The organism is Nocardioides sp. L-11A (genome assembly GCA_029961745.1).
Taxonomy (GTDB): domain Bacteria; phylum Actinomycetota; class Actinomycetes; order Propionibacteriales; family Nocardioidaceae; genus Nocardioides.
Genome location: CP124680.1, coordinates 1601938 through 1613571, shown reverse-complemented (window position 1 = coordinate 1613571; position 11634 = coordinate 1601938). Strand labels below are relative to the sequence as shown.

The window sequence follows — 11634 nt, the reverse complement described above, 5'->3', positions numbered from 1 at the left end:
CAAGCGCGGTTTCCACAGCATTCCGGCGTCGGGTCGGGTTCTGTCGGGGGTGGGTGGTGTGGTGGTCCCATGGCTCGGGACCTCGACGAACTGTCAGCAGCGGAGCTGCTGGCTGCCGCCGAGTCCAACCTGACCGCGCGACGCCGGGCCGAGGTCGACCAGCTGCTCCTGGTCCTGGCCTGGTGCGACCGCAACGGCGACGACCCACGGCGCGTGCCCGGTGCGGTGCCGCCGGCGAGGGGTGGGGACCGCCTGGTCCGGCTCGGTGGCGACGGCACGCCCGACGTCGCCGAGCTGTGCATCGGCGAGCTCGCAATCGCCCTCCAGTCCGGGCAGATCAGCACCCGTCACCTCGCCGCGGCGGCGCTCGACCTGCGCCACCGGCTGCCGCGGGTGTGGGACCACGTGCTCGACCTGGCGATGCCCGCCTGGCTGGCCCGCAAGGTCGCGGCGATGACCCGCGACCTCGACCGCGACGCGGTGCGGCTCGTCGATGCGGCGGTCGCGGCCGCTGCCGGCCAGTCCCCCGGCCGGATCCTGCGGATCGCCGAGGCCAAGGTGATCGAGGCCGACCGCGCCGCCCACCACGCCCGGGTCGAGGCCGACGCCCAGAAGACCGGCTGCTGGCTCTCCCGGCCCCGGCCCGGCGACCTCCTCGATCCGTGCGCCGTGGGCGGTGGTGAGGCCGCCACCCGCCGGATCTCCGCCAAGCTCCCCGCCGGTGCCGCCGTCGAGCTGGACGCCGTCATCGACGACCTCGCCGACGCGCTCGCGGCCCACCAGCAGCGCGCCGAGGACGAGCAGCCCGCGACCCGGGCGCAGCTCCGGGCGGAGGCACTGGTCCTGCTGGCCGACCCGCACGCCGCGGCCGCCTTCCTCGACGGCCTGGGCGAGCCCACCCCTCCCCCGGCACCAGAACCGACACCAGAAGAACCGACACCGGCCCCGACGCCGAGGAAGGCCGCCCGGCCCCGCAAGGCCGTCATCCACGTCCACATCTCCGCCCTGGCCCTGACCGGAGTGCTGTCAGGTGTGGCTCGGGTCGAGGGCCTGGGCCCGTTCCTCCTCGAGCAGCTGAGTGACCTCCTCCGCCGTCGCGACATCACCCTGCAACCCGTCCTCGACCTCGCCGGCGTCACCAGCGGCAACGCCTACGAGCACCCCACCGTCGTCCGCGAGCGCGCCATCCAGCGCATGTGCGGCGACGTCTTCCCCCACTCCACCAATGGAGCGGGAGTCGGCGACCGGTTCGACCTGGACCACCCCACGCCGTACGTCCCCACCACCCGCGACGGCCCGCCCGGCCAGACCGGCGACCACAACGCCGCACCCCTCACCCGACAACACCATCGGATCAAGACCCACGGCCACCTCCCCGACGGAGGCGGCGGCTACCAGGTGCGCCAACTCGCCCTCACGGCGTACCGATGGGTGTCTCCGCACGGCCTCGGTCGGGTGGTCACACCTCGCGGCACCACCTGTGTCGAGCTGATCCGGGACCGGGACGGCACCGTCGTCGGTGAGTGCTACCCGCAGCCGCCAGGGCTCGAGATCGACCTCGATTTCCACACCATGGCGTGACGCGTGTCTCCCGTCGGCAGCAAGCCGGCAACGACGCCTGGCTGTTCGGGCGCGCCGCGTCGAACCGCCCAGATAGACGCACGGTCGAACCTCCCAGGATGGCGGGATCCTCCAACCAAGAAGGCCAAACTCAGAACGGCGCGACCCGAGTGCCGTAGCGCCGCCCCCTCACCTGAGGCGCCTAAGGGGAAACAACTCCTTCGCCTCCACCTAGCTGGGACAGCGCGGTCTCAGCGTGTTTGCGAAGCTTCAACAGCGCCTCTGGATCGCTGCCATGAATACGGAGTGCACGAAGATTGGTGCTCAAGCCTAGTGCCCACGACTGGTACGGCTCGACCCGCTTCACACGCTCCTCGAGCGACTCCGACGGCTGGGCACTTCCCATGACCTGCTGTCCAAGCGTCGCACCCAATAGGCGCTCGGCATCCAACCACTCGCCGAGTCCATCCCATTCCAGTTCGTCGATCAAACTGATCATTGCACTTCTGAGATTGCTCAATCGGTCCTCGACTGGCTCCGTCGCCGGATCAAACCCTACGAACCTTTGAACGGCCTTCTGAATATCAGGCCAAGATGAGCCGCCAGCCAGCTGCTGCTTGAGGTGCGCGTCGCCCCCATCGTTAGCCGCCAGAGGAATGACCTGGCTCAACAACCTCGCCGACCGCTCGCGCAGGACGACAGCCGGAGACATCAGAGCCGCGGGGACAAGCCCCTGCGACGCCCAAATCTCCGCAGCTTGATCAGTTCGCGAGGCGCACTCTGCGAACGCATCCGCAAGTGAGGCCTCCTTACGGAGGGTCCGCCACTCGACCGCGTCCCTTGGGCTCAACAAAACGACGTTGGCCAACGGCCCGCCGGCGGGTACGGCGAGCCCATGGCTACGTGCATCGGCCAGTTCCTGCCGACTGAACAAGAATCCATGGAGTCCCTCACGGACCGCGATCTCGTCACCCGACAGAAGCGACCGTGCCCCCATTCGTCGAAGCAGAAGATCGAACCCAGTGGCGACCGCCGAGCCGGCCCTCCGACTCCTGAGAGCCAATAGGTCTGGATCGACTGGCTTCCGGACCTCTAGGGCCGGCTCGGCATCGCCTTCCCGCATCGCCTTCACGAGCCGCGTGGTGTAAGACTCAGGTTTGCTCTGATGCTCTTCCGAGAAAGTCGAGCGCCAAAACCAATCCTCCAAGATATCGTCGTTCACCTTCGTCTCGTACAGCTTGAACGAGAACAGCAAGAGCCTTTGAACCTCATACGGAACCTCACGTATCCCGTTGACGTTCAACCTGCTGAGGAACAGGGAGACGCTCTCAAGGGCCGACTCCATCGCTGATATCTCCTCGGAGAGACCCTCTTGGCGCCCGGACAGTTCCTTCAGTTGCGGCACGTCGCGGCTATCCAGGGACAAGCCAGCGGCAATCGAAAGGCAGCGAACCAGGAAATCCTCCGAAAAGCCCTCCAGTGGGGTGGCTTGGAACCGCTCGACCAAAGCATCGAAAGTCTCCTCAAGGTCAAAGCTTGAGTGCCATGTAAGCGCCCGGACGAAGTCGACGGACGACAGCGGAGTGCCACTGCTGTTCACCCTTCGGAACACTTCGACGACATCTTCCAGAACGGCGTTCGAGATGGCGATGATCGGGATCTGATAATCCTGAAAAATGGAGTACAGGTCCAAAGCCCGAGGTAGCAGAATCTCGGAATCATCAAGCGCGGAAAGGCTTGCTTGCACATCGAGAAACCGACGGCTATCGAAGAGCGTATCCATCGGGATCTGCCAAGGCTCGGCGACTTTGTCGCCCGAGTGCTTAAACAACTCTTCTCGAGTATCGAACACCACACTATAAATGGGATCCGACGCGGCGTTCCTCAGGCAGCCAAAGAGCGTTGATAGTCTTTGAGCGCCATCGAGAACGACCTCGAACGTCTTTACATTTTGATCCGCCGGAGGAAATGGATCATGGCGGAAACCCGAGAAGTACTCATCGCTGGCCTCAACCCGCCAAGTAAGAACACTTCCGATCGGGTAGCCCTTGTGGATGCTTCCCAAGAGTTCGACAACGTCGCGCTGGTCCCATACGAAGTGCCTCTGAAAGCGCGGGATCCGCAGCGACGTGCGTGAGATTTGGCGCAGAACAACATTCAGGTACTGGGATCTGGGCTCTGGATTATCCATTGACGATTCCCTCGAATCCTTGCAATCTTTGCTTCAGGTCGACAATTGAGGCCTCGATGAAATGTCCGGTGTGGCCGACGTACGACGCCGCGAAGTCCGGTGAGTCAAAGAGCCAAGCCAGTTTTCTCTTCTCTTCCTCCGGGAGTCTCCCCGTACGCTTCAATTCATATAGCAAATGGGTCAATTCACCCAGCGTATCCTGGAACTTTGTGAGTATCTTCACCTCAACACATACGGTGGCATCCTGCCCATCGTATCCCGGAACGCTAATCAAAATGTAGTGGTGACGCGCGTGGTAGCCAGAGTCCTTCGCGTGATATCTCTTGTACCGCCGCAGACCGCAGTCATTGATTGCCGCGTCTACTCGCTCGCTTACATCGATCACGCCATCCGCGAAAGGAACTACAAACTTCGTGCGGATCAAATCATCTGCGACTTCGTGGGCAATGCGAGGAGTCACCCACCGCTGTTGAGCCGAAGTCCGAGTTCTTGCGGCACGCTCATAGATTGTCGGCACAATGGGCGGGTAGGAAAACTGCTTGTTGTCTTCAATATTGATTCTGTAGAGCTTGTCAATCACAGAGGGCCATGACTTTGGGACCATTCGAAAGTTGTTCTCTCCGTCGGCCCACGCTTCCACGCCTCGAATCTTTCCCAGGACGCGCTCCTCGGTGAGGCTCGCGTGAAGGTCGTACAACTCCTCAAACAAGGTCGACTCTTGAACGCCTGACTCGACACCAGTCATGAACGTCCGAAAGGACGTCTCAGCGCCCGCAAAGTCCTCGCCCGTCGCATCGCTCAGCCTTTTCAGCATGGCGTCGAGGCTGTCCTGCTCGGCGGCCGGATCTCGGTCTTCGGGCGGCTCGGCGTCAACGGCCGGCTCGGGAGTTCCCGTTGGCTCCGAGTTACCGGTTGCGTGGGTCACCTGCGCAGTGTGCCCGCAATCTCCAGAACGCGGGCGGATTCGACGACATGTGTCGCGCATCGAACCTCGTCTTCCGTCCGTACCGTGGCGCGTACCGCGGCAAACTTGTGACGCCGGGCTTACGACTCGCGATCGTCCGCTGCGCTTCCCGCGGCGTGGCAATGCGCCGTTGAAGGGGGACGTGCGACCTGTGCAAGCTCTCCCTGCGCCCCACCCACCACCCGCGTCATAGCGCCGCGTTTGGCGTGCGTCGTCAAGCCCTCTTGGCGACCACCTTCAGCCCTCGGTTCGGCCCTCTACCTGGCCTCGCCGCGACGGGAGCTGCGAGCGGCCTACGCTGTGATCCGCTGGGGTCGCTGACGGGAAGCCACACGGCCCCCGCCCAAGGACGGGGGCCGTGCAGTCTGACGAGAGCCGGCTCTCAGACCCCGAAGGCAGGCGCGTACCGGATCTGACCGTCGGGCACCGGCCTCGACGGGTCGAGGGCGAGCGCCATCAGGTTCTCGTCGGGCACCTCGAAGGTCGCCGTGATGCCGAACCGCGATGCGCGCTCGAAGCCGAACCGCGGGTAGTACTCGGCGTGCCCGAGGACGACGACCAGGTTCTCGCCGCTCCGTCGCGCCGCGTCGAGACCGGCCCGGATCGCCGCTCCCCCGGCTCCCTGCGACTGGTGCTCGGGGGGCACGGCGCAGGGACCGAGCGCGAGGGCGGGGGCACCGCCCACGTGGCACCGGGTCAGCAGCGAGTAGCCGACGACGCTCCCGTCGTCGGCGACGGAGACGACGGACAGGTCCGGCAGCCAGGCTTCCGGATCGGCGCGCAGGGCGTCGACGAGGTCGGCCTCGAGACTCGTCGGGAAGGCGGCCAGCAGGACCTCGCGGATGGCCGCCCGGTCGGCGTCGGACTGTTCCGGACGGGTCGTCCAGGTGGCAGCCGTGGTGGATCGATTCGCATCAGGTGTTGATGACAACGGATTGCTCCCTTGAAGCAAGGGGCCTCGTCCGACAAGTCGAAGGCGACAGGGCTCCGCCGGCCGCACGGAGCAGCGTCAGCGGAGGGGTCGGAGTCGGACGGAGACCGATGAAAGTGGGTTGGTTCCAGGCGCGCCGACAGCGGCGCACTGCGCTGCGGTCATCAACCCACACTCCCTTCCGTCTCGATCCGATCGCGGCGCGACCATGCTACCCAGGCCCGACGCTCGAGGCGACCGAAAAACACACGACCCCCGCCCGGGGGCGGGGGCCGTGTGGTGGTTCTGCGGGAGCTGGGCTCCTGATCAGTCGATCAGAAGTCCATGCCGCCCATGCCACCGGTCGGGTCGCCGCCCATGGGCGCGGCCTTCTCCGGCTTGTCGGCCACGACGGCCTCGGTGGTGAGGAACAGCGCGGCGATCGACGCGGCGTTCTGCAGGGCCGAGCGGGTGACCTTGGCCGGGTCGATGATGCCCTCGGCGAGCAGGTCGACGTAGTCGCCCGTGGCCGCGTTGAGGCCCTGGCCGGCGGGGAGGTTCGCGACCTTCTCCGCGACGACGCCGCCCTCGAGGCCGGCGTTGATGGCGATCTGCTTCAGCGGAGCCGAGACCGACGCCTTGACGATCGAGGCACCGGTGGCCTCGTCGCCCTCGAGCTCGAGCTTCTCGAACGCGGCAGCGGCGGCCTGGACCAGCGCGACGCCACCACCGGGGAGGATGCCCTCCTCGACGGCCGCCTTCGCGTTGCGGACGGCGTCCTCGATGCGGTGCTTGCGCTCCTTGAGCTCGACCTCGGTGGCCGCGCCGACCTTGATGACGGCCACGCCGCCGGCCAGCTTCGCGAGGCGCTCCTGGAGCTTCTCGCGGTCGTAGTCGGAGTCGCTGTTCTCGATCTCGGCGCGGATCTGGTTGACCCGGCCCTCGATCTGGGCCTGGTCGCCGGCACCCTCGACGATGGTGGTCTCGTCCTTGGTGATGACGACCTTGCGGGCCTGACCGAGCAGCTCGACGCCGGCGGTCTCCAGCTTGAGGCCGACCTCCTCGGAGATGACCTGGCCGCCGGTGAGGATCGCGATGTCCTGCAGCATGGCCTTGCGGCGGTCGCCGAAGCCCGGGGCCTTGACAGCGACGGACTTGAAGGTGCCGCGGATCTTGTTGACGACCAGGGTCGACAGCGCCTCGCCGTCGACGTCCTCGGCGATGATGACGAGCGGCTTGCCCGACTGCATGACCTTCTCGAGCAGCGGCAGCAGGTCCTTGACGTTGCTGACCTTGCTGTTGGCGATGAGCACGTAGGCGTCCTCGAGGACGGTCTCCATGCGCTCGGGGTCGGTCACGAAGTAGGCCGAGATGTAGCCCTTGTCGAACCGCATGCCCTCGGTGAGCTCGAGGTCGATGCCGAAGGTGTTCGACTCCTCGACCGTGATCACGCCCTCCTTGCCGACCTTGTCCATCGCCTCGGCGATGGCGTCACCGACGGTGGCGTCGCCACCGGCGGAGATGGTGGCGGTGGCAGCGATCTGCTCGCGGGTCTCGACGTCCTTGGCCATGCCGAGCAGCTGCTCGGAGACGGCGGAGACGGCGGCCTCGATGCCGCGCTTGAGGCCCATCGGGTTCGCGCCGGCGGCCACGTTGCGCAGGCCCTCCTTGACGAGGGCCTGGGCGAGGACGGTCGCGGTCGTCGTGCCGTCACCGGCGACGTCGTCCGTCTTCTTCGCGACCTCCTTGACCAGCTCGGCGCCGATCTTCTCGTAGGGGTCCTCGAGCTCGATCTCCTTGGCGATGGAGACACCGTCGTTGGTGATCGTGGGGGCGCCCCACTTCTTCTCCAGCACGACGTTGCGGCCCTTGGGGCCCAGGGTGACCTTGACGGCGTCCGCGAGCGTGTTCATGCCACGCTCGAGCCCGCGGCGGGCCTCCTCGTTGAAAGCAATCAGCTTCGACATAACTCCTGCGATTCCTTCGCGATGTCCGTTGTCACTCTCAAGGCGAGAGTGCCAGCATCATGTTTAGCACTCGACCATGGCGAGTGCAAGGAGAAGCCCGGTTCGAGACGGGTTCAGGACCGGTCCAGGCGCCCCGCGACCAGGTCTGCGAACCGTCCGGCGTTGTCCGGGTCGACGTCGAGGTAGAGCCCCGGCTCGATCAGCTCGAGCTCGCTGACGACCCACCGGCCCTCCCAGGACATCAGGTCGACCCGTGCGTACGCCAGATCCGCTCCCCGCATCCCGGCGACCGCTCGGACCGCGTCGGCCGCCCCCGCCGCCCGCTCCGGGTCGAGCGGGACCGGGCGGCTCGCACCGCCGTAGAGCTCATGGACCCGGACCTCGTCGCCGGCCGCGACCTTGTCGACCTGGGCCACCGCGACGCCCTCGAACACGTAGACCGACGACTCGCCCGTCGTACGGACGGAAGCGACGAGAGGCTGCGCGATCCACGGCCCGGCGACCAGGCCTTCGAGGCGCGGGTCGTCGAGCCGCTCGACGACGACCACGCCGACCCCGCCGGCGCCGGTGCGTGGCTTGACGATCACGCTCCCCCAGCGGTCGAGCGCCTCGGCCAGACCGCCGGCCAGGTCGGTGTCGTCGAGCAGCACCGTCGGCACCACCGGTACGACGCCCGCGAGCTCGGTCAGGTAGGCCTTGTCGGCGTTCCAGGCGATCACGTCGGCCCCGTTGAGCAGCGTGGTCACCGCGTCGACCTCCCGCGCCCAGTCGAGGAACGCAGGCAGCCGGCGGTGGTAGTCCCACGTCGAGCGGACCGCGACGAGGTCGGCGCCAGCCCAGTCGACGGCCGGGTCGTCCCAGCGAACCCAGCGGCTCTCGATCCCGCGCGCGTCGAGCGCCGCGGTGAGCGCGGCGGCACCCGGCTCGCCGTCGGGCATCAGGTCGAAGGTCGCGAGCAGGACGGTCGTCATGCGTCGAGGCTAGGCGTCGGGCGCGCGGTGCCCGAAGGGCACCCGCTCGGCATGCCCGAGAGCCAGCAGCACCGACGGCAGCAGCGCCTTGGCGGTGCGCTTGTAGCCCAGCGCGCTGGGATGGAAGCGATCCAGGCTGAACATCTCGTCGGGGTTGCTGATGAAGAACGGCCCGACCACGTGGGCCAGCGACACCGCGTGCGCCCCGTTGCGCACGGCGACCTCCGCCTGGGCCTGCGCGAGCTGGCGCGACATCCGCGACCCCAGCGAGCGCAGCGGCTGCGGGACCGGTCGCAGGGCCCCGAGATCGGGGCAGGTGCCGACGACGACCTCGGTGCCCTGCTCGCGCAGCCGGACCACCGCCTCCTCCAACTGCCCGGCGGCAGTCGCGGTCGGCACCCGGTGGGTCACGTCGTTGCCGCCGACCACGATCACGGCGACGTCGGCGTGGTAGCCGCTCGGCAAGCCGTCGAGCTGGCCGCCCAGTGCCGAGCTCTCCGAGCCGACGACGGCGACCGTCCGCAGCGAGACCGGGCGGTGCAGCTCCCCCGCGAGCCCCCGCGCGATCCGCGCGCCCAGGGTGTCCTTCGCCCGCTCGGCACCGAGTCCGGCGGCGATCGAGTCACCGAGCACCAGGAGGTGGAGCGGCGTGCCGTCGTAGGACTTGCGCTTCCAGACCTTGTCGGCCGGGATCGCGGCCTCTCCCAGCGGCTTCCCGATCCGGGCGCGGGCGACGGCGGCCTGGCGGCGCAGCAGCTCCCGGCCGCCGCCGGTCGTGACCCCGATCGCGGCCAGGGCGACGCCGGCGGCGAGCAGGACGGTGCGGGTACGGCGCGGCAGGCTGGTCATGGCTGCTTTGAACCAGACGGTCCTGAACGGCTCATGGCGCCCCGGTGGCGCCCGGATGTCAGCCCGCGACGACGCCGGCCACGAGAGTGGTGGGCTCGTGCCCCACCGGGAAGCTCACCGACGCGGCGATGAAGCAGTTGCGGCTCGCCTCGCCGTGGATCTCCCGCGCGACCTCGACCATCCCCGCCTCGGCGACGGTGACCCGCGGTCGGAGGGTGACGGAGGTGAACCGGCCACCCTGCCCCACCTGCGCCATGGTGCCGACCGGGCTGTCGTCGTACGCCGTCACGACGATGCCGTGGTTGACCGCGGAGTGCAGATAGGACAGCAGGTGGCACTGGGCCAGGGCGGCGAGGAGCAGCTCCTCGGGGTTCCATCGCCCGGCGTCGCCGCGGAAGGTGGGATCGGCCGAGCCGAGCAGCTCGGGCTTGCCGGCCGCGGTGAGCAGGACGGTGCGGTCGTAGTCGCGGTAGCCGCTCGTCCCGGTGCCGCGGTTGCCCTGCCAGACCAGGTCCAGGGCGTAGTGGTGGTCGGTCACCCGGCCATCATGCCGAATCGGACTCGGCCGAACCCTGGCGAGAACTTGTTCTAGTTTGGCACTCTTCTCCCTGTGACCCCCACCACATCCGCCGCCGATGCGGCCGCCGCGCCCGCCGCTCGCCCGCTGAACCTCGCCGACGTGCTCGAGGTGATGGCCGACACCGTGCCCGACCGCGCCGCGGTCCACACCGGTGACCGGGTCTGGACCTTCGCCGAGATCGACGAGCGGGCCACTCGCCTCGCCAACCACCTGGTCGGCCTCGGGATCCGGCCGGGCGAGCACGTCGCGGTGCACTCCACGAACCGGATCGAGTGGGTGGACGCGCTCTACGGCTGCCTCAAGGCGCGGGCGGTGCCGATCAACATCAACTACAAGTACCTCCACGACGAGCTGGCCTATCTCTACGACAACGCCGACTGCGTCGCGGCGATCATCGCCCCCGAGTACGTCGACGCGCTGGCCGAGCTCGACACGCCGGCCCTGCGGCACACGCTCGTCCTCGGCGAGGAGTACGACGCCGCACTGGCCGCCGCGCCCGCGGAGCGGACGATCACCGGACGCAGCGCGGACGACCACTACGTCCTCTACACCGGCGGCACGACCGGCAATCCCAAGGGCGTCGTGTGGCGCAACGAGGACCTGATCCGGGCCGCGCTCAACGCCGCGCGCTACGGCGCACCGCTCGACTCGGTCGAGCAGCTGGCCGAGGAGGCCGCCGCCGTCGAGAACCCCATGGTGCTGCTGGCCTGCGGTCCGATGATGCACGGCGGCAGCCAGTGGATCCTCGGCAACGGCCATGTCGCCGGCCAGACGGTCGCGCTCTTCACCGAGCCGCACTTCGACCCGGTCAAGATCCTCGACCTGGTCGAGAAGGCCAAGGTCGTCTCGATGACCTTCCTGGGCGACGCGATGGGACGCCCGGTCGCCGAGGCGATCCTGGCCGAGCCGGACCGCTGGGACCTGTCCAGCCTGGCCGCCGTCTCCAACGGTGCCGCTCCGTTGTCCGACGGAGTGCGCGAGGAGATCCGCCAGGCCCTGCCGGGCCGCTTCATCCTCGACTCCTACGGCGCCTCGGAGTCCGGCGCGACCGGCTCCCGGATCGACGACGGCACCGACGGCGGCCAGAGCGCGCCGCGGTTCACCGTCACCGACCAGGTCGAGGTCTTCGACGCCGACCTCCGACCGTGCCCGGTGGGCGTCGACGGCATGCTCGGCCGCTCGGGCCCGGTTCCCCTCGGCTACTACAAGGACCCGGTCAAGACCGCGGCGACCTTCAAGGAGATCGACGGCGTGCGCTGGGCGATCCCGGGCGACTTCGCGCGGCGCGAGGAGGACGGCTCGGTCACCGTCCTGGGCCGCGGGTCGGTGTGCATCAACACCGGCGGCGAGAAGGTGCACCCCGAGGAGGTCGAGGCGGTGCTGCTGCGCCACGACGACGTCTTCGACGCGGTCGTCGTCGGCACGCCGCACGAGCGCTGGGGCCAGCAGGTCACCGCGCTGGTGCAGCGCCGCGACGGCACCGCCCTGTCCGAGGACGCCGTGCGCGACCACTGCCGGGCGCTGATCTCCAACTACAAGGTGCCGAAGACGGTGCTGTTCGTCGACGAGGTGCCGCGGACGCCGGTCAGCAAGGTCGACTACCCGGCCAGCGCGGCGCTGGCGGCCCGGCTCCTCGGCTGAC

The 11634-nt window shown here is 68.2% G+C and carries 9 protein-coding genes; 2 read left to right on the top strand and 7 right to left on the bottom strand.

Annotated elements, in window-relative coordinates; translation table 11 throughout:
- Positions 1-69 precede the first annotated feature (69 nt).
- Entirely contained in the window at positions 70-1581 is a 1512-nt protein-coding gene (locus QJ852_07590) for a hypothetical protein (protein WGX98299.1), read from the top strand.
- Positions 1582-1762: 181 nt separating this feature from the next.
- On the opposite strand, the gene QJ852_07585 is transcribed toward QJ852_07590, so the two are convergent.
- The 7 genes from QJ852_07585 to QJ852_07555 form a co-directional block, all read right to left on the bottom strand.
- The gene (locus tag QJ852_07585; protein ID WGX98298.1) at positions 1763-3751 is read right to left on the bottom strand and encodes a DUF262 domain-containing protein; all 1989 of its coding nucleotides are present in this window, start codon (positions 3749-3751) and stop codon (positions 1763-1765) included.
- Positions 3744-4676, bottom strand: coding sequence for a hypothetical protein (locus QJ852_07580; protein WGX98297.1), 933 nt, complete (start codon positions 4674-4676; stop codon positions 3744-3746). The genes QJ852_07585 and QJ852_07580 overlap by 8 nt, the downstream gene beginning before the upstream one ends.
- Positions 4677-5097: 421 nt before the next feature.
- On the bottom strand, positions 5098-5646 hold the full coding sequence (locus QJ852_07575; protein ID WGX98296.1) for an N-acetyltransferase: 549 nt from the start codon (positions 5644-5646) through the stop codon (positions 5098-5100).
- Between the two features lie 314 nt (positions 5647-5960).
- Complete coding sequence (gene groL / locus QJ852_07570) at positions 5961-7592, bottom strand: chaperonin GroEL (GenBank protein WGX98295.1); 1632 nt, start codon at positions 7590-7592, stop codon at positions 5961-5963.
- Between the two features lie 113 nt (positions 7593-7705).
- Positions 7706-8563 carry a hypothetical protein gene (locus tag QJ852_07565; GenBank protein ID WGX98294.1) on the bottom strand — a complete coding sequence of 286 codons (858 nt, stop codon included), beginning with the start codon at positions 8561-8563 and terminating at the stop codon, positions 7706-7708.
- Positions 8564-8572: 9 nt separating this feature from the next.
- Positions 8573-9412 carry an SGNH/GDSL hydrolase family protein gene (locus QJ852_07560; GenBank protein ID WGX98293.1) on the bottom strand — a complete coding sequence of 280 codons (840 nt, stop codon included), beginning with the start codon at positions 9410-9412 and terminating at the stop codon, positions 8573-8575.
- A 58-nt stretch (positions 9413-9470) separates the two neighbouring features.
- Positions 9471-9950: an OsmC family protein gene (locus QJ852_07555; protein WGX98292.1), complete on the bottom strand. Its 480-nt coding sequence runs from the start codon at positions 9948-9950 to the stop codon at positions 9471-9473.
- A gap of 72 nt (positions 9951-10022) precedes the next feature.
- Here QJ852_07555 and QJ852_07550 point away from each other — a divergent pair, with 72 nt between their 5' ends.
- On the top strand, positions 10023-11633 hold the full coding sequence (locus tag QJ852_07550; GenBank protein ID WGX98291.1) for an AMP-binding protein: 1611 nt from the start codon (positions 10023-10025) through the stop codon (positions 11631-11633).
- Position 11634 lies beyond the last annotated feature (1 nt).

Excerpts from the sequence above, each read along its gene's own strand:
- QJ852_07590 (WGX98299.1), top strand. The coding sequence starts at position 70 with ATGGCTCGGGACCTCGACGAACTGTCAGCAGCGGAGCTGCTGGCTGCC.
- QJ852_07585 (WGX98298.1), bottom strand. The coding sequence starts at position 3,751 with ATGGATAATCCAGAGCCCAGATCCCAGTACCTGAATGTTGTTCTGCGC.
- groL (WGX98295.1), bottom strand. The coding sequence starts at position 7,592 with ATGTCGAAGCTGATTGCTTTCAACGAGGAGGCCCGCCGCGGGCTCGAG.
- QJ852_07565 (WGX98294.1), bottom strand. The coding sequence starts at position 8,563 with ATGACGACCGTCCTGCTCGCGACCTTCGACCTGATGCCCGACGGCGAG.
- QJ852_07560 (WGX98293.1), bottom strand. The coding sequence starts at position 9,412 with ATGACCAGCCTGCCGCGCCGTACCCGCACCGTCCTGCTCGCCGCCGGC.